This window comes from Streptomyces coerulescens (assembly GCF_042657965.1).
Lineage (GTDB): Bacteria > Actinomycetota > Actinomycetes > Streptomycetales > Streptomycetaceae > Streptomyces > Streptomyces coerulescens.
In genome coordinates this window covers 34,413-56,671 of the sequence record NZ_JBHSKM010000025.1, presented here as the reverse complement: position 1 = coordinate 56,671, position 22,259 = coordinate 34,413, and the positions used below count along the sequence as shown (strand labels likewise).

The 22,259-nt window shown below is 72.0% G+C and carries 15 protein-coding genes; 5 read left to right on the top strand and 10 right to left on the bottom strand.

Going from position 1 to position 22,259, the window contains the following annotated elements; genetic code table 11:
- Positions 1-6: 6 nt before the first annotated feature.
- Positions 7-1,050, bottom strand: coding sequence for a hypothetical protein (locus tag ACFPQ9_RS32305; RefSeq protein WP_380861434.1), 1,044 nt, complete (start codon positions 1,048-1,050; stop codon positions 7-9).
- A 97-nt stretch (positions 1,051-1,147) separates the two neighbouring features.
- Positions 1,148-2,119, bottom strand: a complete 972-nt coding sequence (locus ACFPQ9_RS32300) for an LLM class F420-dependent oxidoreductase (protein ID WP_380861432.1) — start codon at positions 2,117-2,119, stop codon at positions 1,148-1,150.
- A 178-nt stretch (positions 2,120-2,297) separates the two neighbouring features.
- On the opposite strand from ACFPQ9_RS32300, the gene ACFPQ9_RS32295 reads away from it, so the two are divergent.
- On the top strand, positions 2,298-3,734 hold the full coding sequence (locus ACFPQ9_RS32295) for a serine hydrolase domain-containing protein (protein ID WP_380861430.1): 1,437 nt from the start codon (positions 2,298-2,300) through the stop codon (positions 3,732-3,734).
- Here the strand turns inward: ACFPQ9_RS32295 and ACFPQ9_RS32290 are convergent, their stop codons facing one another.
- From ACFPQ9_RS32290 to ACFPQ9_RS32260, 7 genes are all read right to left on the bottom strand, one after another.
- Positions 3,735-5,342 (bottom strand): serine/threonine protein kinase, encoded by a 1,608-nt coding sequence (locus ACFPQ9_RS32290; protein WP_380861428.1) that lies wholly within the window; start codon positions 5,340-5,342, stop codon positions 3,735-3,737.
- Between the two features lie 158 nt (positions 5,343-5,500).
- A complete protein-coding gene (locus ACFPQ9_RS32285) occupies positions 5,501-6,460 on the bottom strand; it encodes a threonine/serine dehydratase (RefSeq protein ID WP_380861426.1) in 960 nt (319 codons plus the stop codon).
- Positions 6,461-6,597: 137 nt separating this feature from the next.
- The gene (locus ACFPQ9_RS32280; RefSeq protein ID WP_380861424.1) at positions 6,598-7,668 is read right to left on the bottom strand and encodes a polyprenyl synthetase family protein; all 1,071 of its coding nucleotides are present in this window, start codon (positions 7,666-7,668) and stop codon (positions 6,598-6,600) included.
- Positions 7,665-8,717, bottom strand: a complete 1,053-nt coding sequence (locus ACFPQ9_RS32275; RefSeq protein WP_380861422.1) for a tetratricopeptide repeat protein — start codon at positions 8,715-8,717, stop codon at positions 7,665-7,667. The genes ACFPQ9_RS32280 and ACFPQ9_RS32275 overlap by 4 nt, the downstream gene beginning before the upstream one ends.
- A 204-nt stretch (positions 8,718-8,921) precedes the next feature.
- Complete coding sequence (locus ACFPQ9_RS32270; RefSeq protein WP_380861420.1) at positions 8,922-9,599, bottom strand: AIM24 family protein; 678 nt, start codon at positions 9,597-9,599, stop codon at positions 8,922-8,924.
- 63 nt (positions 9,600-9,662) lie between these two features.
- Positions 9,663-11,054 carry a CAP domain-containing protein gene (locus ACFPQ9_RS32265; protein WP_380861418.1) on the bottom strand — a complete coding sequence of 464 codons (1,392 nt, stop codon included), beginning with the start codon at positions 11,052-11,054 and terminating at the stop codon, positions 9,663-9,665.
- Between the two features lie 89 nt (positions 11,055-11,143).
- Positions 11,144-12,394 carry a serine hydrolase domain-containing protein gene (locus tag ACFPQ9_RS32260; protein ID WP_380861416.1) on the bottom strand — a complete coding sequence of 417 codons (1,251 nt, stop codon included), beginning with the start codon at positions 12,392-12,394 and terminating at the stop codon, positions 11,144-11,146.
- Positions 12,395-12,644: 250 nt separating this feature from the next.
- Between ACFPQ9_RS32260 and ACFPQ9_RS32255 the strand changes: the two genes are divergently transcribed.
- The 4 genes from ACFPQ9_RS32255 (at position 12,645) to ACFPQ9_RS32240 (ending at position 19,289) form a co-directional block, all read left to right on the top strand.
- A complete protein-coding gene (locus ACFPQ9_RS32255; protein WP_380861414.1) occupies positions 12,645-13,832 on the top strand; it encodes an ROK family transcriptional regulator in 1,188 nt (395 codons plus the stop codon).
- Between the two features lie 23 nt (positions 13,833-13,855).
- Positions 13,856-15,664, top strand: a complete 1,809-nt coding sequence (locus ACFPQ9_RS32250; protein WP_380861412.1) for an alpha-galactosidase D — start codon at positions 13,856-13,858, stop codon at positions 15,662-15,664.
- A 62-nt stretch (positions 15,665-15,726) separates the two neighbouring features.
- Entirely contained in the window at positions 15,727-18,102 is a 2,376-nt protein-coding gene (locus ACFPQ9_RS32245) for a glycosyl hydrolase family 95 catalytic domain-containing protein (protein WP_380861410.1), read from the top strand.
- Positions 18,099-19,289, top strand: coding sequence for an SGNH/GDSL hydrolase family protein (locus ACFPQ9_RS32240; RefSeq protein WP_380861408.1), 1,191 nt, complete (start codon positions 18,099-18,101; stop codon positions 19,287-19,289). Before ACFPQ9_RS32245 ends, ACFPQ9_RS32240 begins: the two co-directional genes overlap by 4 nt.
- Before the next feature lie 6 nt (positions 19,290-19,295).
- Here ACFPQ9_RS32240 and ACFPQ9_RS32235 read toward each other — a convergent pair whose 3' ends face one another.
- Positions 19,296-22,238, bottom strand: a complete 2,943-nt coding sequence (locus ACFPQ9_RS32235) for a helix-turn-helix transcriptional regulator (RefSeq protein ID WP_380861406.1) — start codon at positions 22,236-22,238, stop codon at positions 19,296-19,298.
- Positions 22,239-22,259: the final 21 nt, after the last annotated feature.

The window sequence follows — 22,259 nt, the reverse complement described above, 5'->3', positions numbered from 1 at the left end:
GCGCGGCTACCGCGCCTGCTCGCTGTCCCCCCGCGCCCCGCGCAGTGCCGAGATGCAGCTGGAGATGGCCTGCTGGAGCTCCTCCAACTGCTGGACCATGTCGTCCTCGACGAACTCCTGCACATCGTCGAAGGTCAGCTCCTCGAAGACCTTCGTCGCCCGCTGGAGGCTGCTGTAGAACTTCGTCCGCCGCTCCTGGACCCGCAGCTCGGGGTCGGCCTCCACGGCCTCGACGACGAGGGACTTCATGGTGTCGTAGGCGTCGGTGGCCCACTCGCCGGTGTCCTCGTCCTCCTCCAGCTCGTCGATGAGCGACAGATGGCGCTCGGCCTCCTGGCGCAGGTCCACGGGCGCCTCGACGGTCTGCCCGGCCGGGGTCTTGATCTGACCCGACTCGGCGATCTGACGGACGTAACCGATCCGGTCCGCCGCCCGGCTCTCGGTGGCGACGGCCTTCTTCAGGTCGTCGGTGCGTACGACGTCCCGCGCCAGCTCGGCCTGCAGGTCCGGGTCCTCGCGCACCCGGTCCAGAAGCGCCTGGCGGGCCGCACGGGCGGTGGAGGGGTCGGCGAGGATCGCGGCGCGCAGCGCGGTCGGGTTCTCGGCGACCTCCAGGGCCTTGGTCGGGCGGATGCCCTCTGCCTCGGCGGCCTCGGAGATGGCGGTACCGCGCTCGGATGTGGCGCTGTTGCGGGAGACGTAGTAGCTGAGCCACACGTCGGCGTCGGGCAGCTCGACCTCCTGGCCCGGCGCGAGCGCCTCGAACTGCGGGACGAGACCGTCGTCGGCGGCCCGGTCCCAGGCCTTGTAGTAGCGCATGACGCGCTCGGCGGAGCACCCCGCGAGCTCGGCGAACTCCTTCGCGGACACCTTCGGCGTCTCGTCGGCGCCCTGCCCGCCGGGCCGGACGCTGCGCGCCACCATCAGGCCGAAGGCCCAGCCGCCGGTCCGCGCGTAGACCCCGAACTCGCGCGCGTCCCGCGCGACGAGGTCGGACAGCGGGGCCGGGGATGCGGAGGACGTCTCGGGTGGGACGAACGCCAGTGTCACGGGTGACTCTCCTGTACGAGCTGCTCGGAAGGCGAAAAGTGCAGACCGGCAGCCTATGGCACCCGAGCCCGGTGCCCGTGCGGCGGTGCGGGTGAGGTCAGCCCAGGGCCTCCCGCAGCGCGGGCAGCAGTGTCGACCGCGCCCAGTCGAGATAGGGCAACTGCGCCTCGCCCCCGATCTGGACGAGGGCGATCTCGGTGAATCCCGCCTCGGCGTACGGGCGCACGGCCTTCACGAAGGCGTCAGGGTCGTCACCGCACGGGATGGAGTCGGCGACGTCGTCCGGGGTGACGAACCGGGTCGCCGCCTCGAAGGAGTCCGGGTGCGGCAGTTCCGAGTTGACCTTCCAGCCGCCGCCGAACCAGCGGAACTGGGAGTGGGCGCGCTTGAGCGCGGCGTCCGGGTCGGGGTCGTGGCACACCGGCAGTTGCCCCACCCGCGGCTTGCCCTCGCCGCCGTGCCGGTCGAACGCCTCCAGCAGGTCCGCCTTCGGCTCGGTGGCGATCACCAGGTCGCCGAGCCGGCCCGCGAGCTCGCAGGACTGCTCCCCGGAGACGGCGACACCGATGGGCGGCGGCTCGTCCGGCAGGTCCCACAGCCGGGCGGACTCCACGTCGAAGTGTGTGCCGCGATGGTTCACATGGCCGCCCCCGAAGAGCGCCCGGATGATCTCCACCGCCTCTTCGAGCATCTCGTGCCGTACGTCCACCGACGGCCACCCGCCGCCCACCACATGCTCGTTGAGGTTCTCGCCCGAGCCGAGCCCCAGCCGGAACCGGCCCTCGGACAGCAACTGCATCGTGGCCGCCTTCTGCGCCACGACCGCCGGGTGGTAGCGGACCGTCGGACAGGTCACATAGGTCATCAGCGGTATCCGCCGCGTCGCCTGCGCGGCCGCGCCCAGCACGCTCCAGACGTACGGCGAGTGACCCTGCGCACGCAGCCACGGAAAGTAGTGGTCCGAGGCCACGGAGAAGTCGAAGCCGGCCTCCTCGGCGCGGACCAGGTGGTCCACCAGGTCACGGGGGCCGGCCTGCTCGGTCATCATCGTGTATCCGATCTTCACCATACGGCCCGAGTCCCCGGACATGAGCGTCGAAAACGGGACGGACGGGGCGGACTCCCGGACGGGAGTGCCAGGACTCACGGACCGGAGTGCCAGGACTCACGGACCGGAGTGCCAGGACTCACGGACCGGAGTGCGAGGACTCCGGGACGACGCCGGGATGTCGAGGGAGGATGCACGTATGTCTGCCCGCGCGCTGCCTTCGAGCACCCCCGCCGCCCAGGGCGTCGACGCCGCCGGTGTCCTCGCCTTCCTCGACGCCCTCGACGCCGCCCCCACCATCGAGCCGCACAGCCTGATGATCCTGCGGCACGGCCATCTGGTCGCCTCCGGCTGGTGGGCGCCGTACACCGCCGAACGCCCGCACCTGCTCTACTCGATCAGCAAGAGCTTCACCGCGACCGCCGCCGGGATCGCCGCCGGCGAGGGACTGATACGGCTCGACGACCCGGTGATCTCGTACTTCCCCGAGCTCGACGCCGACATCGCCGACCCGCGCAGCCGCGCCATGCTGGTGCGGCACGTGGCGTCCATGGCCAGCGGGCACGAGACGGACACCGTCTTCGAGGCGCGCGAACGCGACCGTGAGGACCTCGTGCGCGGCTTCCTGCTGGTGCCGCCGCAGCGCGATCCGGGCACGGTCTTCGCCTACAACCAGCCCGCCACCTTCACGCTCTCCGCCATCGTCCAGCGCACGAGCGGCCAGTCGCTGACCGAGTATCTGCGCCCGCGCCTGCTGGATCCGCTCGGTATCGGCGAGGTCGCGTGGCTGTGCGACCGCAGTGGCCGGGAGCTCGGCTTCAGCGGACTGCACGCCACCACCGACGCCGTCGCCCGGCTCGGCCAGCTGTATCTGAACGGCGGCGTCTGGGAGGGCGAGCGGCTGCTGCCCGAGTCGTGGGTCGCCGAGGCCACACGCAGTCAGGTCGAGAACGCCGGTGTGATGCCCGGGGACGACTGGCAGCGGGGCTACGGCTTCACGTTCTGGATGTCCCGGCACGGATATCGCGGCGACGGCGCCCTCGGCCAGTTCTGCATCGTGCTGCCCGAGCACGACGCCGTGATCGCGACCACGGCGGACACCTGGGACATGCAGACCGTGCTGAACCTGATCTGGGAGCATCTGCTGCCCGCGTTCGGGCCCCTGCCTCTGACGGGCGGCGAGTCGGCCGACGCGGCGCTGGCGGAGCGGCTGGCCGGCCTGGCGCTGCCGCCCGCCGCCGGTGAGCCGGCGCCGCCCGAGGAGGCCGAGGCCTGGTCCGCCGCCGCGTTCACACCGGACGGCGGTGTCTGCGGGCCGCTGCCCAAGCTGACGTCGATCGACCTCGCGCCCGGCACGGACGGCTGGACCCTGACGCTCACCGAGGACGGGCACCCCCTCCACGCACGGCTCGGGGACACCGGATGGACCGTCACCGAGGGACCGGTGCCCACCGCGGTGAGCGGCGGCTGGACCGACGCGGACACCCTCGTCATGGACATCGCCTTCCTGGAGACCCCGCACCACCTGGACGTCAGCTGCTCGCTCAAGGAGCGTACGTTCACGGCCCGTTGGCGCACGGAGCCGCTCCACGGGCGGTCGCTGCGGGCGATGAGCGCCCCCCGCGTGTCGGCCTGATCAGTCGCCGGGAACCCGGAAGGTCCGCAGGAAGATCTCCAGGGCCTTCCGGTTCGCGGGGTCGTCCCACTCCTCCTCCGGCGTCTTCCAGCGCAGCGAGTAACCGCGGTGGTCGTCGAGGAGGAACCCGCGCCCGAAGGTGCGGAACCGGGTGCCGTCCTTGTCCGAGACCCACTCCATGTCGGCGGCCCGGTACCCCTGGTACGTCGTCGCCTCGATGTCGCCGATCCGCTGGAAACCGCCGCGCTCCTCCAGATCGGGCTGGACGTCGTCACGCCACACGGCGACGGGGTCCGCCCCCAGCGCCTCGCTGTAGGTGATCACCAGCCTGCGATCGTCTCCCTCGGCGCCGAAGAAGACGCGGTACGCCACGTCCGAGGCCCGGCTGGTGGCCACGGGCTTCCAGCCTTCGGGCAGGGCGATGGAGAAGCCGTCGGGTGACGTGTACGTCCGGAATCCGTCGGGCAGCGCCGTGCCGGAGGGGGAGGCGGTGGGCGAGCCCGACCCGGCCCCCGCTCCGGACCCCGTCTCCTGCTCAGTGGGGGAGGCGGAGGCGCTGGGGGAGGGGGCGGCCGATGAGCCGGCCGTGGCGGACGGGCCGCTCGCCGTACCCGTCGCCGAGGAGTCCGAGTCGTCCTGCGTGCCGTTGGTCACCACGAGGACGGCGGCCGCGACGGTGACCACGGCCAGCGCCGTGCCGATGACCATGGCTCGTCTGCCCCAGGTGGGCGCCACGGCGTATCGACCGCGCAGGCGGGGGCGCTGGATCGCCTGCGTGGCCGTCACGGGGCCGTCGTTGACGACCCGGGTCAGGGCCTCGCGGACCACCGGTCTGCTCAGCCGCTCCCGCGAGTCCTTGCGCAGCAACCCCTGCACGGCCTGGGTGAGCGGCCCGGCGCGCACCGGGGCGCGCAACGGAAGCCGGTCGACTCCCTTCAACGTGCTCTCGGGCCGGTCCCGTTCGCGGTACGGCGGGCGTCCCTCGACCATCGTGTAGAGAATCGCGCCCAGCGCCCACAGATCGGACGCCGGCCCGATCCGCTCGTCGCGGGCCTGCTCCGGCGAGGCGTACGACGGCGCGGCGACCCGGGGCGCCAGGGTCGCTCCGGCCAGACCGAAACCGGTGACCACGACCGATCCGTCGGCGCCCACGAACACCTGTCCCGGACTCAGCTCGCCGTGCGTGATGCCCGCGACATGCGCGGCCTCCAGCACATCGAGCAGTTCGAGACCGATCCGCGCGGCCCGCACATAGTTGAACGTGCCCTGCTGGGCGAGGAGTTCCCCCAGCGGTGTGCCGTCGATCCATTCGGTGACGATCCACAGGCCGCCGGACTCCTCGACGACGTCCAGAACGGTGGCCACCCGGCCCGGGCGCAGCAGCCCTATCCGCTCCGAGGTGCGCAGGATGCGCGAGGTGGCCCGGCGCGCGTCGTCCGGGCCCGCGTCTTCGGGAAGTCCGATCTGGGTCAGAAGGCACGCACGTTCGGTTTCGAGGTCCTCGGCGTAGTAGCCGACGCGGTTCGTCTCGCGATGCACTACATCGACGAGGCGGTACCTTCCGGCGACCAACTCGGCTGTGGAGACGCGCGCCTTGACCATGGCCATCCCTCGCTGAACCGCTGGCTCTCATTTCCCACAGGAAGTACGCGAGGCGTCACGGGAAGCGTTCAACGAAAACCTCAACCAAAGGGCGTTTCTTTTCATTTGCTTTCTGACGCATGAGTAAGCAGACGAAAAGGCCGAGTGAATTGGGTTCGAATGCCTCAGTGAAGTCCGAAATCCGTCGCCCAGCGCAGCACGTCGGAGGTCGTCGCGTTGCCTCCGCACACGACCATCCCGAGCCGGGCGCCCTCCCCGACCCGCTCCAGGACACGCCGGGCGGCCGGCAGCAGACAGCCCGCGGCCGGCTCGGTCCACACCTTGGCGTGCTCGGCGAGGTCGAGCACGCCCCGTACCGCTTCCCGGTCCGGGACCACGAGCACCTCGTCGACCTGCGCGGAGACATGGTCGTACGTCAGTTGCGACACGGTCGGCGCGCTGAGCGTCGACACGATCGAGGCCAGCGCCACCGGTACCGGACCGCCTGCCGCCAGCGCCTGGGACATCGCCTCGGCGCCCTCGGTCTCCACGCCCCAGATCCGCACGTCCGGACGCCGGTCCCGCAGCGCCGTCGCGACCCCGGCGATGAGTCCGCCGCCCCCGACGCTGACGATCACGTCCGTGAGCTCACCGGCGTCGGCGGCCAGCTCCAGTCCGACGGTGCCCTGCCCGGCGATCACCAGAGGGTCGTCGAAGGGGTGGACCAGGGTCAGCCCCTCGTCCCGCAGCCGGGTGACGAGCGAGAACGCTCCGGCCATGTCCTCCGTCAGCCGCACCGACGCCCCGGCGTCCTCGGCGATCCGCACGGCGTGCGCGGGTGCCGAGCGCGGCATGACCACCGTGGCCTTCACGTCGAGGACAGCGGCGGTCATCGCCAGGGCGATGCCGTGGTTGCCACCGCTGACCGCCACGACCCCGGCGGCCCGCTGTTCGTCGCTCAGCGACAGCAGCTTCGCCGTCGCCCCGCGGGCCTTGAACGACCCGGTGCGCTGGAGCAGTTCGAGCTTGGCCGTGACCGGGACGCCGAGCAGGGCCGACAGGCCGGGGCTGGGTACGGTCGGGGTGTGTACGACGTGTCCGGCGATGAGGCCGGCCGCGGCTTCGACGTCCGAGATCCCGATCAAGGCGGGCACCTTTCCGGCGTGGGGCGGGGATCCACGCCGTGGGCACCCTGACGCGCGAGATGCCGCCGGTCAACCCGGTGGCGCGGGCGGCTGCGCCGCGGCGGCGAAGATCACCGCCGCCTGCGCGGACCGGGCTCTCACAGATCGCGCCGCACGAGGAAGTCGAGCAGTGAGCGCAGCTCCTCCGCGGGCCCGGCCTGAAGCGGTACGTCGGTCAGTGCCGCCTCCACCGCGGCGACATGACGCCGTGCCTCCGTGAGCGCGGCGGAGCGCCCGCCCGCCTCCTCGATCAGAGCGGCCACCTCGCCGGGATCCCCGGCCGACTCCAGCAGCGCGGTGATCCGGCCGGCGGCAGGCGTGTCGAGCGCGGCCAGCAGGGGATACGTCTTCTTGCGCTCCCGCAGATCGCCGTGGACCGGTTTGCCGGTGACGGCGGGGTCGCCCCAGATGCCCAGCAGATCGTCCACGACCTGGAAGGCGATGCCCAGATGCCGGCCCGCGCGGTCGAGTGCGTCGACGGTCGCGGGCGATGCGCCGCCGAGCAGGGCGCCGACCGCGGCCGCGCAGCCCAGCAGGGCGCCCGTCTTGTGCTCGGCCATCGTCCGGTACTCGTCCGGCCGCACCCGCTCCGGTCCGGTCCAGGGGCGCGTGGTGAACAGCAGGTCGTCCGCCTGTCCGCGCACCAGGTCCTGCAACGCCACGGACAGCAGCCGTACCGCCCGAGGGCCCTCCGGCGCCGCGGCGAGCGTCTCGACGGCCAGCGCGAACAGCGCGTCCCCGGCGAGGACGGCGGGTCCCGTGCCGTAGGCCTTCCACACCGTGGGGCGGCGGCGTCGTGCCTCGTCGCCGTCCATGATGTCGTCGTGCAGCAGGGAGAAGGCGTGCACCAGCTCCACCGCGACCGCGCCGGGCACGGCCGCCGGAGCGGGCGCACCGGCGGCCTCCGCGCCGAGCACGGCGAGTGCCTGCCGGACGCCCTTGCCGCCGGAGGCCGCCGTCGGCGCGCCACCGACTTCGCACCAGCCGAAGGAGTACGCGGCCATTTCACCGACCCATGGATGGGTCCGCTCCACGGCCTCCTGCAGTGCGGGCCGCACCAAGGCCCGGCAGCGGTCCAGGACTTGGCCGGCCTCCACCGGGAAGTGGATCGTGGAGGCGCGCAGGTGGGCGCCGGAGGGAGCCCGCAGCGCCGAGGAGAAGGCCGTCACCTGGCGCCCACCGCCTCGACGCCTTCGGCGACGCCGAACTCCCGCTGCGCCCGTCCCACCATCTCCCGCGCGTGCCGCAGCCCGATCCGCTCCAGCACATCGGCCAGTTCGGCCAGTTCGGCGGCGGTCTCCGCGCGGTCACGGCCCAGCTGGGCACGCGACTTCGCCAGCCCCAGCCGGGACAGCGCCTCCCCGCGCGGCTCGCTCATCGCACGGAACTCCGACAGCGCCTGCTCGTACATCGCCCGCGCCTCGGTGTAACGCCCGGCCCGGTAGAGGACGTTGCCGCGCATCTTGTGGTTGTAGGCCAGCGCACTGGACAGCTTCATCGCGCGGCATGTGGTCTCCGCCTCGGACAGCAGGGCCAGCGCCCGCTCCACGTCGCCGTCGCGCACGGAGACGACATCGGCCAGTCCGCGCAGCGCCCACGCATGGCCACGGCGGTCCTCGGCGCGCGCGGCGATCTCGGCCGCCTCCTCGAACAGCGCATACGCGGTGTCGTAGGAGCCCGTGTTGCGGTGGATCTGCGCGATGCCCTCCAGCGCCCACACGGTGTGCCGGGCCTCGCCGCGCCGCCGGGCCTCGGCCAGCAGTTGCTCGTGCAGCCGGTGGACGGCCGCGTAGTCGCCCTGGATACGGCCGGTCTCCGCGAGCCCGGCCAGCGAGTAGCCGCGTACGACGATGTCGCCGCCGCGCTCGCCGAGGTCGGCCGCGAGCTGAAGCAGCCGACGGGCCAGCGGGAACGCGCCGCGCTGGCGGGCCAGTGTGCCGCCGCTCCACAGCGCCCAGGCCATCGCCCCCCGGTCGTCGGCCTCCCGGGCGGCGCGGTAGCTGGCCTTCCAGGCGCGGTCGGCGTCCCCGATCTGCCCCAGCCGGCGGTGCGCCTCGGCGACCGCGAGCCCGGAGCGGGCCGCCTCACCGTGCTCTCCGGACCGCTCGGCCGCTCTCAACTGCTCGGTGCCGGCGGCCAGAACGTCGGTGAGCGACGCGTTCACGGACAGAGTGGTCAGGGCGCCCTGGTACTCCGGGGCGAATGCCTTGCCGTACATCGATGCCTTTCGATCGATATACACGCCGTGTCTACGCGCTGTGTATACATGGTGCGTATACGTCATCGGTATACATGGTGTGTATAGAGCGTTGAGAACCAGCCCTGGCCATATGCTCGGCCAGGGCTTCACCTGTTGTCGATCAAGACGTCGGCAGGGCGGAGTGGGTTGCTCGTGAGGCGCAGATCACCTCGCGGGACCGTTTCAGTGCTGCTGCGGCTTCTGCGGTGTCGCCTCGCTCGGGCGCACCACGACATAGCCCTGACCTTGCAGCATCAGCTGCACGGCCTCCCCGGAACCGCCGCGCAGCATCGAGCCGAGGGACTGCGAGCGGTGCAGCGAGGTCTGCAGGCCGGCGGTCCAGCCGACCACCGCGTCCGTGTCGACGTACACCGGGTACTGCGGTGAGACCGGGATGACCAGGGGGTTGCCGTCGCAGATCAGCCCCAGCCTGCCCTGGCCGGTGAACACGCTGTTGAACAGGCCGCCGCCGGTGATGCCCGCCCCCTTCACCGTCGCTATCCGGTACGACAACGAGGCGTCGAAGCACAGCACGTTGCGGCCGTTGACCGTGAACTCGTCGCCGGGGTCGACGTCGACGATGAAGCAGTTCTGCGCCTCGTGCGCGAACCAGGCCTCGCCCTGTCCACGCACCGCCATCAGAGGCAGCCCCTCACCGGTCACGGCCCGCTTGAGCATGCCGCCCACGCCCTGGCCCTTGCGCTCGAACTGGAGGTTGCCGCGGTAGGCGACCATGGCGCCCTGGCGGGCGTGCATCTCGCCGTTCACCGCGTACTTGATGCACTTGGCGTTCTCGATCGTCATGCCCGGCGCCGTGGCCGGCTGGACCATGTGCTCGCTGGAAAAGAGGTCACCCTTCATGCGGGCATCGTGTCCCGGACGACCCCGTTCCGCCTAGATCGCGGCGTGTCGCGGGCCGGCCCGTCAGCCGCCGAAGAGCTGCGTCCAGTACGTGCCCGCCGGACCGCCGCCCGCGAAGCCGATGCCTATGTGCGTGAAGTCGCCCTTGAGGATGTTGGCGCGGTGTCCCGGACTGTTCATCCAGCCTTCCACCACCTCGGCGGCAGAGCGCTGACCGCACGCGATGTTCTCGCCGATCGCGCGCATGCGCGAGCCCGCGGCGGCCGCCCGGTCCCACGGCTGGGTGCCCTCGGGCGAGGTGTGGGAGTAGAAGGCGCGGGCCGCCATGTCGGCGCTGTAGGACTGCGCGGCGGAGGTCAGCGCGGGATCGGCGGACAGGGGGCGCAGACCGGCCCCGGCCCGATGCCGGTTGGTGAGGTCGACGACCTCGGCCGCGGTGCGGGGCAGATCGCCCGGCATGAGCGGCCTGGCCCACAGTGCCGTCCAGTAGGTGTCGCCCGAGCGACCGCCGTTGACCTGCGCCACGGCGGCGTGTGTGAAGGACGCGTCGTGCAGGGTGCGGCGGGGACCTTCGGTGCGCAGGCAGTACGCGACGAATTCTGCGGCCGTGCGCGGCCCGGAGACCAGGTGCTCGCCGATGGTGACATAGGCGTATCCGGTGGCGGTGACGCGCTGGTACACGGAGACGCCGTCCCCGACCTCGACACCGAGCCGGCCGGCGGCGGCCATGGCGGCGGCGTGGGCCCGGGCGGCGGAGGCGAGACGGGAGTCGAGGGCGACGGGCGGTGAACCGACGCTCGCGCGGGCCGAGTTGACCGGACCCAGGAAGCCGTCCTGGGCGGGGGAGGGGAAGTCCGGGACGGTCAATGCGGCCAGGGTCTGCATCGTGGACCGTGACGTCGGCATCGGCATCGGCATCGGTGGAGCGCTGGGCATGGGCGGAGCTGCCGTCCGGCGGTCCGGCGAGGGCGTGGCGTCCTCGATCACGTCCACTCCGAAGTCGCGCGCGAGCCCGGCGAGTCCGTCCGCGTAGCCCTGCCCGAGGGCGCGCAGCTTCCAGCCGCCGCCACGGCGGTAGACCTCGGCGAGCAGCAGCACGGTCTCCGGCCCCGGGCGCGGCGGGGCGAACCGGGCGATCGGGCGCCCGCCCGGGTCGGTCACCTGGAGCATGGGCGCGGGCAGCCGGCCCAGGGGAGTGCCGGGGTCGGCGGGGCTGACGACCACCGTGACCCGGGTGGCCCCCGAGCGCAGACGCGGCGGGTCGAGGGTCAGCGTGTCGCCGTGCAGGCGGGCGCCCGGTGCGGACGGCTGGTTGTAGAACACGAAGTCGGCGTCGCCCCGTACCTTGCCGCCGTCGTCGGTGATGAGCGCGGACACGTCGAAGGGGCCGGGCACCCGGACGGTCACGCCGCCGCCCGGGAGGGGCAGATTGCCCCCGGGGACCAACTCGCTCATCGGCACGTCCTGGTGGGTGGTTCGGGATCCGGTGGGGATGTCCGGAAAACGTGCGCCGGATCCCGAGGGTTCCCACCCGGTGTGCTGCCTCAGTCCTTGTCGTCGACGTTCAACCGGTTGCCCGGTGCGACGTCCTCGTGCCGTTCGACGGGCGTGGCGGCAGGCCGCGCCTTCTTCGCCGGCTTGCCGCAGAACGCGGACTCCAGGGTGCGCAGCATCGTGTTGTGCACCGTGCCGTTGTTGGACGCGGTGGCGAGCGCGGCCAGGGTGCGCTTGCCGTCCTTGGACGCGAACGCGTAGGAATAGTAGCCCTGGACGGCACCCGTGTGGCCGTAGACGGAGACGCCGCACGACAGATCGCGCCGCCGCAGCCCCAGCCCGTACGCCTGGGTGCTGCCGGACGGCACCCAGCGCTGCATCTGGGCCAGCTGTGTACGGGAGGTCAGCCGGCCGCGGAGCAGCGCCGACAGGAAGGTGTTGAGGTCCCGGGTGCTGGAGATGACCGCGCCCGCGCTCTGCGCCCAGGACGCGGTCTGCTCGGTGGCGTCGACGAGCGCCGCGCCCGCGGTGTCCGGTGTCAGATAGCCGCGGGTGTACCGGCCGGGGATCTTCGTGCCGGGGTGCACGTAGAAGGTGTCGGTCAGCATCAGCGGCTTGATGATCCGGTTGCGGTACTCGGTCCCCACCGCATGCCCGGTGAGCTTCTCGATGAGCATGCCGGCGACCACGAAGTTGGTGTTGGAGTACGAGTACGCCCCGCCCGCCTTGGTGGTCCGCGGCTTGGCCAGGGAGCGGTTCACCAGCTGGCGGTAGGTGAAGACCTTCTTGCGGACCGCCTCGAAGCCGGGAACGGTCCGCGCGAACATGTCGTTGGTGTAGTCGTACAGGCCGCTGCGGTGGCTGAGCACATGGCGCACCGTGATGCGCTTGTCCGGGAGCAGTCCGGGCAGATAGCGCTCGACCGGCGCGTCGAGTTTGAGCTTCTTCTCCTCGGCCAGTTGCAGCAGGACGACTGCCGAGAAGACCTTGGTGATGCTGCCGATGCGGAACCGGTCGCTATTGCTGAGGGCCCGTCCGGTCTTCCGGTCGGCGACGCCCACGGCCGCCCAGTGGACCGTGTCGCGGTCCTCGAGACGCGCCATCGCGCCGGGTGCGCCGTGCTGTCGCGCCGTCCGCAGGATGTTCCACAGACCCGTGACGTCCGGGGCCGGCGATGCGGCCGCCGGGGCGCCGGCCCGGCCGGAGCCGGGTTCCAGAGGCGCGGCATGCGCGGGGACCACCATGAGCGACACAAAGGCCGCCGCCACCGCCGTACCTCTGACCACCGCTGCTGAGACCATGCGAGTTCCTCCCGTTTCCTTCGACGTGCTGCCGTACCGACGTGCTGCCGTACAAAGGCGCTGCCGATACGAGAACGATCATCCGCGTGCGGGGCAACCTTCTCGCATCCCGTCACATCGCCACAGACGACGCACAGTTGGACAGACCTCGATCACCGGGTAGGAGTCCTCGAACGGCCGGATCCCGAGCAGCCGAACGAATCCTGCTTCTTTTATTGACGGCGGAAAATAAGGGCTCTAGGTTCCGGTCATGTCCTCGATCCACCCCGCCGAGACGTTCCCGGCGAACACGCCGGCCGCCTCGCAGATCTTCACCACGGTCCTCAGCCATGGGCCCGTGACCCGGCTGGAGGTGGCCCGGCGGGCGGGACTGTCCCCGGCCGCCGTCACCAAGGCGGTACGGCCTCTGATCGAGGCCGGCTACCTGGTGGAGGACGTGGACGAGTCCGCCCGCCCCGCGCTCGGCCGCCCCGCCAATCCGGTGCGGGTCGACGGGGGACGGGCGCTGTTCATCGGCCTCAAGGTGACCGGCGACGAGATCATCGGCGTGCTCACCGACCTGTGCTGCCGTATCCGCGTCGCCCGCCACGCCCCGCTTGCTGACCGGGAGCCGAAGGGCGTGCTGGCCTCGGTCGCCGAGCTGGTCGGCGAACTGCTCACGGAGGCGGGCGACCTGGGGGTGCCCGTCCTCGGACTCGGCATCGCCGTCTCCGGAGACGTGGACCGCGGCGCCGGAGTCGTCCGGTACTCGCCGTTCCTGGAGTGGCGGGACGTGCCGCTGGCCGAACTCGCCGCCGCGACCACCGGGTTGCCGGTCACCGTCGACAACGACGTACGGGCCCTCACCGTCGCCGAGCAGTGGTTCGGCGCCGGCGTGGGGCTGTCCGACTTCGCCGTGGTGACCGTCGGCGCCGGCATCGGCTGCGGCCTCGTGGTGCACGGCCGGGTCGTCGCCGGGGCGCACGGCGTGGCCGGGGAGATCGGCCATGTCACCGTCGACCCGGCAGGACCGCCCTGCCACTGCGGCAACCGCGGCTGTGTGGAGGCCATCGCCGGGGATGCCGCGATCGTGCGGCGGATCCGCGAGAGCACCGGCGTCGAGGTCACCGACACCGCCGAGGCCGCCGCGCTCGCCCACCGGGGGAACGCCGCGGCCCGTGAGGCCTACGCCCGCGCGGGCGAGGCGATCGGCCGGGGCATCGCCACCGTGGCCAACCTGCTCGGCCCCGAGCGGGTGATCATCTCCGGCGAGGGCCTCGCCGCCTACGACCTGTTCGCCGAACAGATCCGCGACGCGTTCGCCACGGCCGCGTTCGGCACCGCCGCCCAGTGCGACGTTCAGACCCGCCCGCTGCCCTTCGAGGAGTGGGCGCGCGGGGCCGCGGCCACCGCGATCCAGTCCTTCATCCGAGCCGACGACCAGCGCCAGAACCGCTGAACCGACCCAGGGAGGCCCGACCCATGAGGTCATCCTCGTACTCCGTCATGCCCGCACGCGCCCTGAGAGCCATGGTGGTCCTCGCCCTCACCGCCGGTGTCACCGCCGCCGTCCCCACCGCGCAGGCCGAGACCACCACACCCCCGGCCGCTCCCACCACCGAGGTGGCCGCCAAGCCCTACATGGGCTGGACCAGCTGGACCATGCAGTCGTCGAAGTACCCGGGCCTCAACCCGAAGGGCGACTACAGCTACCTGTCCGAGGCCAACGTCCTCAAGCAGACCGACGCCATGGCGGCCAAGCTGAAGAAGTACGGCTACGAGTACGTCAACATAGACGCCGGCTGGTGGATGGACTGGTCCTGGAAGTCGCAGTTCGATAAGTACGGCCGGCAGCAGGCCGACCCGGTGCGCTTCCCCAGCGGCATGAAGGCCGTCGCCGACCGTATCCACGCCAAGGGCCTGAAGGCCGGCATCTACCTCCCGGTCGGCCTGGAGAAAGGGGCGTACAACGACGGCAAGAGCCCGATCTGGAACGCCGAGGGCTGCACCACCGGCGACATCGTCCACGACGACCTGCGCACCACCAACGGCTGGGACAGCTCCTACAAGATCGACTTCTCGGATCCCTGCGCGCAGAAGTACATCGACTCCCAGGCGCAGATGTTCGCCGACTGGGGCTACGACTTCCTGAAGCTCGACGGCGTCGGCCCCGGCTCCTTCAAGAACGGCGACAACTACAACAACGTCGCCGACGTGGCCGCCTGGCAGAAGGCCATCAGGACCACCGGCCGCCCGATCCACCTGGAGCTGTCCTGGTCCCTGGACTACGGACACGTCGACGACTGGAAGAAGTACTCCAACGGCTGGCGCATCGACACCGACGTCGAGTGCTACTGCAACACCCTGGTCACCTGGGAGAACTCGGTCGACGACCGCTGGGACGACGCCCCCGCCTGGACCGACCACGCCGGCCCCGGCGGCTGGAACGACCTCGACTCCCTCAACGTCGGCAACGGCGAGATGGACGGCCTCACCAAGGCCGAACGGCAGAGCTACGCCACCCTCTGGGCCATCGCCAAGTCCCCGCTGTTCACCGGCGACGACATCACCAAGCTCGACTCCTACGGCCTGTCGCTGCTGACCAACCGCGAGGTCATCGCGATCAATCAGAGCAGCGCCCCGCCCGCCGAGCCCGTCACCGCCTCCGACCCGCAGCAGGTGTGGGCCGCGAAGAACCCCGACGGCACCTACACCGTGGCCCTGTTCAACCTCTCCGACGCGCCCGCCTCGGTGACCGCCAACTGGTCCACCCTCGGCTTCAAGGGCAGGGCATCGGTGCGCGACGTGTGGAACAAGGAGGGCCTCGGCACCTACACCGACAAGATCACCCAGGCCCTGCCGGCCCACGGCTCCCGCCTGTTCACCGTCACCCCGCGCGGCACCGACCTCACCTGGACCGCGTACGAGGCCGAGGCGGGCAGCCTGAGCGGCAACGCCTCCGTGGCCGACTGCTCCGCCTGCTCGGGCGGAAACAAGGTCGGCAACCTCTACGTGGGCGGCAAGGCCGACATCAACGACGTCGTCGTGGCCAAGGCCGGCACCTACCAGATCAAGGTCGCCTACGTCAGCGGTGACGCACGCTCGGTCCTCGTCTCCGCCAACGGAGGCGGCGGCACCTCGCACAAGCTCCCCTCCACCGGCGACTGGGGGACCGTCAACAGCGTCTACGTGCCGGTGAAGCTCAAGGCCGGGGCCAACACGGTCACCTTCGACAGCGGCACCGGCTACGCGCCGGACATTGACCGGATCGACGTACCGAAGTCCCTCTGATCTCCCTCCGTCGGGGTCCGGCCGCGCGCCGGGCCCCGGCCCGGACGACCCCGGAGCCGCACATGGACACCAGCCCGAACGAACCGAGCAGAAGAGCCGTCCTCTCCCTGGCCACCACCGCGGGCCTCACCGCCGCCCTCGGCGCGCTGCCCGCCTTCACCGCCACCGCCGCGCCCGTCCGTCCCGCCGAAGCCCCGCTGCCCGCCGACACCGCCCGCCACCGGCTGTGGTGGCGGGCCCCCGGCGACGAGGGCTCACTGATCGAACAGGGCCTGCCCGTCGGCAACGGCCGCATCGGCGCCCTCGCGAGCAACGACCCCGGCCGCGAACTCCTCCTGATCACCGACGCCACCATGTGGACCGGCGGTCTCAACGACACCCTCGACCAGGACGGCCAATTCCCGTACGGCCGCGCCGACTTCGGATCGTTCACCCTGCTGGCCAAGCTCACCGTCGACATCCCCGACCACGACCTCGGCGGCGTCAACGGATACCGCCGCACCCTCGACCTCGCCCAGGGCCTGGTCACCAGCTCCTACGTCCGCTCCGGCGTCACCTACCGGCGCGAGATGTACGCCAGCCGGCCCGACGACGTCATCGTGCTGCGCTTCACCCAGAGCGGCGGCGGCCGCTACACCGGCACGATCACGCTGACCGGCACCCACGGCGAACACCCCACCGCCGCCGAGTCGTTCGGCGCGACCCTCCCCAACGGCCTGCGCTACGGCGCCGCCGTCAAGGCCCGCGGCACCGGCGGCAAGGTCACCGTCGACGGCACCCGGATCGACTTCACCGGCTGCAAGGACCTCACCGTCGTCGTCACCGCCGGAACCAACTACGCGCCCGACGCCGAATCCGGCTTCCGCGACCCCTCGCTCGACCCCGAACGACTCGCCCGTACGAAGGTCCGTGCCGCCGCCGCGGAGTCCGCCGACGCTCTGCGCCGCACCCACGTCGCCGACTACCGTGCCCTGTACGGACGACTCGACCTCTCCCTGGGCACATCCACCGCCGACCAGCGCGAACTGGACACCTGGGAGCGGCTGCACGCCCGTAGCCGCGACCCCGAGCCCGACCCCGAACTGGAGGCGGCCTACCTGCAGTTCGGCCGCTACCTGATGATCTGCGGCTCCCGCGACAGCCTGCCGCTGGCCCTCCAGGGGCTGTGGCTGGACGGCAACGACCCGGACTGGATGGGCGACTACCACACCGACATCAACATCCAGATGAACTACTGGATGGCCGACCGCACGGGCCTGTCGCCGTGCTTCGACGCGTTCACCGACTACTGCGTCGCCCAGCTCCCCTCCTGGAACGACCTCACCCGCCGTCTGTACAACGACCCCCGCAACCGCTACCGCAACTCCAGCGGCAAGAACGCCGGCTGGGCCGTAGCCTTCTCCACCAACCCCTACGGCGGCAGCGGCTGGTGGTGGCACCCGGCGGGCAACGCCTGGCTGTGCACCACTTTGTGGGAGCACTACGAGTACACGGGGTCACGTGAGCACCTGGAGAAGATCTACCCCCTCCTCAAGGGCGCCTGCGAGTTCTGGGAGGCACGGCTGCTCACCATCACCCTCCCCGGCACCTCCAAGGAAGTGCTCGTCGACGACAACGACTGGTCCCCGGAACACGGCCCGCAGGACGCCAAGGGCATCACCTATGCTCAGGAAGTCGTGTGGATGCTGTTCGGGAACTACTGCACCGCCGCCGCCGAACTCGGGCGGGACACCGACTACGCGGATACGATCGCGTCCCTGCGCAGAAACCTGTACCTGCCGCAGGTCAGCCCGACCACCGGCCGGCTGGAGGAGTGGATGTCGCCGGACAACCTGGGTGAGACCACGCACCGCCATCTGTCCCCGCTGATCAACCTCTTCCCGGGCGACCGCATCCGCCCCGACGGCTCCACCCCGGCCGACCTCGTCGCCGGCGCCACCGCCCTGCTCACCGCACGCGGCATGGAGAGCTTCGGCTGGGCGAACGCCTGGCGGAGCCTGTGCTGGGCCCGCCTGAAGAACGCGGACAACGCCTACCAGCTCATCGTCAACAACCTCCGCCCCTCCGTCGACGGCAGCAACGGCACGGCCTTCAACCTCTTCGACATCTACGAGGTGGAGCGCGGCCGGGGCATCTTCCAGATCGACGCCAACTTCGGCACCCCCGCCGCGATGGTGGAGATGCTTGTGTACTCCCGGCCCGGACACATCGAACTCCTTCCGGCCCTGCCCGACGCCTGGGCCGTCTCCGGCTTCGTCAAGGGCGTCCCCGTGCGCGGCGGCTTCGAGGTCGACCTGCACTGGCGGGACGGCAGGCCGACCGAGGCGCGGATCCGCAGCGTCGGCGGCCGCACCACGACGGTCGCCCACGGCGAGGCGTCCCGCACGGTCTCGCTGCGGCCCGGCGCGTCCGTCACCCTGAAGGACTTCGCCCGGTGAGGTCCAAACTGCCCCTGGCCGCCGTCCTGCTGACGGTCGCGGCCTGTCAGTCCGCGCCCGCCGAGGCGACCGGCGGCGCGAGCGGCGTCGTCACCTGGGCGGCGAGCGCCGACCGGATGTCCGACGGCGTAGCCGGCCGCAGCTACCGGCTCGTCGTGCACACCAGCGTCGGCGGCACCGGCGTACGGGTCCGGCTCTCCAACGCCTTCGGGGACCGGCCCATCACCTTCGACAGCGCCTACGCGGGCCTGCAGAAGCAGGGCGCCGAACTGCGGCCGGGCAGCAACCGGCGTCTCGCCTTCGGCGGCGCGCGCACCGTCACCGTGCCGGCCGGCGCCACCGTGTGGAGCGACCCGCTGCCCGGGAAGCTGCCCACCGCGTCCCACCTCGTCGTCAGCCTGCACAGCCCCGACGCGGCCGGCCCGGCGAGCGGGCACTGGATGGCCATGCAGACGTCGTACGCCACCCAGGGCGACCACACCGCCGAGGACAGCGGCACCCCCTGGACCATCCCGACCGGGTCCTGGTTCTACCTCGATGCCGTCTCCGTGCAGGCCTCCAGGGGCACCGGCGCCGTGGTCGCGCTCGGGGACTCCATCACCGACGGCTGGCAGTCCACGTCCGACCTGAACCGCCGCTGGCCCGACTACCTCGCCCGTCGGCTCCAGAAGACGGATACCGCGGTCAAGGGTGTCGCCAACGAGGGGATCTCCGGGAACAAGGTCCTCGCGGACGGCGCCGGGCAGAGCTCGCTGAACCGGCTGGAGCGGGACGTGCTGTCCCAGCCTGGTGTGCGGACCGTGTTCCTCTTTCAGGGCGTCAACGACATCAAGGCCCACACCGGCGTCACGGCCGACGACCTGATCGAGGGCTACCGCGAGATCATCGACCGGGCGCACGCGGCCGGCAAGTGCGTCGTCGGCGCGACCGTCGGCCCGTTCAAGGGCTGGCACGAATGGGACGCGGCCGGCGAGGCCGTACGCCAGGAGGTCAACACCTTCATCCGCACCGGCGGCGAGTTCGACGCCGTCACCGACTTCGACCGCATCCTGCGCAGCCCCTACGACCAGGAGAGGATGCTGCCCGTCCTCGACGGCGGCGACCACATACACCCCAACGACAAGGGCATGCAGGCGATGGCCGACGCCGTCGACCTGACCGCCCTCGCCTGCGACACCAGCGGGTGACAGACGTCAGCCCACGGCCTCCTCACGGGTGATCAGGCCCTTTCGATAGGCGATCGCGACCGCCTCGGTCCGGCTTGCCGCGCCCAGTTTGCCGAGGATGTTGGAGACATGGACGCTCGCCGTCTTGGCGGTGATGTACAGCTCCTCCCCGATCTGCCGGTTGCTGCGGCCGAGGGCGAGCAGCCGCAGGACGTCCTGCTCGCGGGCTGTCAGCGGGGAGGAGCGGTCGGCCCGGGCCTCCGCCGGACGGCCGCGGCGGATCAGGGCATCCACCCGCTCCAGCAGCGGTGTCGCACCGAGCCGGGCCGCCGTCTCCCGGGCGGCCCGGGCCTCGGCGGCCGCGGTCTCCCGGTCGTCCGCCGCCAGCAGGGCCTCGGCGTGGCGCAGCCGGCACCGGGCGCGCTCGTAGTCGTCGCCGTAGTCGAACGCGGCCACCGCCTTCCCCCACGCCGCCGCGTCCGGCCCGCCGACGGCCCGCGTCCACTCCGCCTCCGCGCGCGCCAGCCACGCCATGCCCTCCGGGCCCTGCGGTGTGCCGACCTCGCCGCGTACGGCCGTGGTCCGCGCAAGCCCGACCAGTTCGGTCGCCGTGTCCGCCCAACCGCCCGCCCCCGCCTCGTCGCCGGCCAGCCGCAGCTCGACGGCCCGGTCGGCAACCGCGGACAGCGCGAGGGCGGCGAGCCGGACGGTGGCGTCGGGCAACGTCCCCGCGTCGTCGGTGAGCGCGGCGACGGTGGCCCGCATCCGCTCCACGGCCGCCTCCGCGTCACCGCGCAGCGCGGCGGCGTCGGTGAGCGCGATGCCCGCGACCAGCGTGCCCATCCAGTCGAAGGGCCCCTCCAGCAGGGCACCGGCCCGCTCGGCGGCCCGGAAGTCACCGCGCGCGAGCGCCACGTACAGCGCCGGACCGGCTGTATAACCGCCCGCCGCCGGCAGCACCTCGGCATCGGCGGCCGCCGCGCGCAGGCACTCGTCCCAGCGGCCCAGCGTGTACAGCACCAGCAGCTGCAGATGCCGCATCGCAAGCGGATAGGGCGCGGACAGCAGCCCCGCACGCCGGGCGCGGTCGAGCCCCTCCGCCAGCCACGGCAGACACTCCGCCAGGTCACCGGACTCGAAGCAGCCGAGGGCGAGATGGAACAGGGCGCGCATCTCCACCGGCGCGTTGCCCGAACGCCGCGCCAGCTCCCGCGCCTCGCGCAGCCGTTCCCGCCCCTGCGGGGTGCGTCGGCCGCCGCCCTCGAACACGGCCAGCGAGGTCAGCAGGTCCGCGCGGGCGTCCGTCAGCTGTAGCTGCTCGGCGATGCGCAGCGCCTCGCGCGCGACGCGCAACGCCGTGTCGTTCTCCCCGACCTGGCGTGCCGCGAGGACATGGGTGGCCGCCGCCCACACCCAGGTCCGTGACGGCGGCTCGGCCGGGATCAGGGCGAGCGCCTCACTGCTGTAGGCGTAGGCCGCCGTCAGGCTGTCCACGTCGAGGAGATTGCCGGCGAGGGTGTAGCGCACCCGGGCGGCGAGTTCGGCGTCGGTGTCCTGGCCGACGCCCGCGAGCGCGGAGCGGGTCAGGGAGACCGCCCGGTGCGACTCACCGGCGTGCGCGGCGGCGGCCGACGCGCGCAGCGTGAGCGTCACCCGGTCGTTGCCCTCGCCCGAGGGCCGCGCCGCCGGCTCCACCGACGACCACAGATCGAGGGCGGTCTCCAGCTGCCGCAGCTCCTCGGCCGGCGCGCCGACCCGGTGCGCGTGCGAGGCGGCCTCCAGCGAGGCGGCCAGGGCACCGGCCAGGTCATGGCTCTCGCGCGCGTGATGGGCGCGCTCCGCCGCCGACTCCTGCGAACGGCCGCGCCCCGCCAGCAGCCGCGCGAACGCGCCGTGCAGCCGGGACCGTTCACCGGGCAGCAGATCGGCGTAGACCGCCTCGCGGGCGAGCGCGTGCCGGAACGTGTACGTGTCGTCGTCGCGCGGAACCAGCAACTGCCGTCCCACCGCCTCGCGCAGTGCCGACTCCAGCTCCTCCTCCGGGATCCCCACGGCACCCCGCAGCAGGTCGTGCTCGACCCGGCGCCCGGCCACCGCGGCCGTACGCAGCACCTGCTGGGCGGTGTCGGAGAGCTGCTCGAACCGGATGAGCAGGACGTCGGCCAGCCCGCTGGGCACCCCGCCGGCCTCCGTGTCGGTGGCGGCGACCAGCTCCTCGGCGTAGAAGGCGTTGCCCTCGGCCCGCTCCACGATGCGCCGCACCGTCGTCTCGGGGAGCGGCTGTTGCTGGACGGCACGCACAAGCCGTGCGACCAATGCGTCGGCCATCGGCCGCAGCTCCAGCCGCTCGACCGCGGGCAGCCGCACCAGCTCGGCGAGCAGGGGCCGCAGGGGATGACGGCGATGCAGATCGTCCGCGCGGTACGACGCGAACACGGCCAGCCGGTGTCCGGGCGCCCCGCCCGCCGCCCGCTGGAGGATGCCCCGGCTCAGCAGGAACCGCAGCAGATCCCGCGACGACTGGTCGGCCCAGTGCAGATCCTCCAGGACCAGCAGCACCGGCCCGATCTCCGAGAGGTCGGCCAGCAGCCCGGCGATGCCCTCGAACAGCCGCAGCCGGTCGCTCACGGCATCCGTGCCACCGCCCAGCAGCCGGCCCACGACAGGATGCGCCTCGAGAACCCCCGCGAACCGTTCGTCACCGGCGAGCACCCCGAGGACCTCGGTGAACGGCAGATACGGCAGCCCGACATCGCCGAGGTCGACGCAGTGCCCGGTCAGCACGAACATGCCGTCCGCGGCGGCACGCCCCGCGACCTCGTCCAGCACCCGGGTCTTGCCGACCCCGGCGTCCCCGGCGACCAGAACGGCCCCGGCCTCTCCGCCCCGGGCACGCTCCAGCACCGAGGAGAGCCGAGCGAGTTCGACGTCCCGCCCGATGAGCGGAGTACTGAAGGAGGCCTGTGACATGCAGACATCCTGTCACTGTGC

What these genes read in the sequence shown, in the direction of transcription:
- ACFPQ9_RS32265 (WP_380861418.1), bottom strand. Translation starts at nt 11,054, where the DNA reads ATGAGCGAGTTGGTCCCCGGGGGCAATCTGCCCCTCCCGGGCGGCGGC.
- ACFPQ9_RS32235 (WP_380861406.1), bottom strand. Translation starts at nt 22,238, where the DNA reads ATGTCACAGGCCTCCTTCAGTACTCCGCTCATCGGGCGGGACGTCGAA.
- ACFPQ9_RS32250 (WP_380861412.1), top strand. Translation starts at nt 13,856, where the DNA reads ATGAGGTCATCCTCGTACTCCGTCATGCCCGCACGCGCCCTGAGAGCC.
- ACFPQ9_RS32270 (WP_380861420.1), bottom strand. Translation starts at nt 9,599, where the DNA reads ATGAAGGGTGACCTCTTTTCCAGCGAGCACATGGTCCAGCCGGCCACG.
- ACFPQ9_RS32255 (WP_380861414.1), top strand. Translation starts at nt 12,645, where the DNA reads ATGTCCTCGATCCACCCCGCCGAGACGTTCCCGGCGAACACGCCGGCC.
- ACFPQ9_RS32260 (WP_380861416.1), bottom strand. Translation starts at nt 12,394, where the DNA reads ATGGTCTCAGCAGCGGTGGTCAGAGGTACGGCGGTGGCGGCGGCCTTT.
- ACFPQ9_RS32290 (WP_380861428.1), bottom strand. Translation starts at nt 5,342, where the DNA reads ATGGCCATGGTCAAGGCGCGCGTCTCCACAGCCGAGTTGGTCGCCGGA.
- ACFPQ9_RS32275 (WP_380861422.1), bottom strand. Translation starts at nt 8,717, where the DNA reads ATGTACGGCAAGGCATTCGCCCCGGAGTACCAGGGCGCCCTGACCACT.
- ACFPQ9_RS32300 (WP_380861432.1), bottom strand. Translation starts at nt 2,119, where the DNA reads ATGGTGAAGATCGGATACACGATGATGACCGAGCAGGCCGGCCCCCGT.
- ACFPQ9_RS32295 (WP_380861430.1), top strand. Translation starts at nt 2,298, where the DNA reads ATGTCTGCCCGCGCGCTGCCTTCGAGCACCCCCGCCGCCCAGGGCGTC.
- ACFPQ9_RS32245 (WP_380861410.1), top strand. Translation starts at nt 15,727, where the DNA reads ATGGACACCAGCCCGAACGAACCGAGCAGAAGAGCCGTCCTCTCCCTG.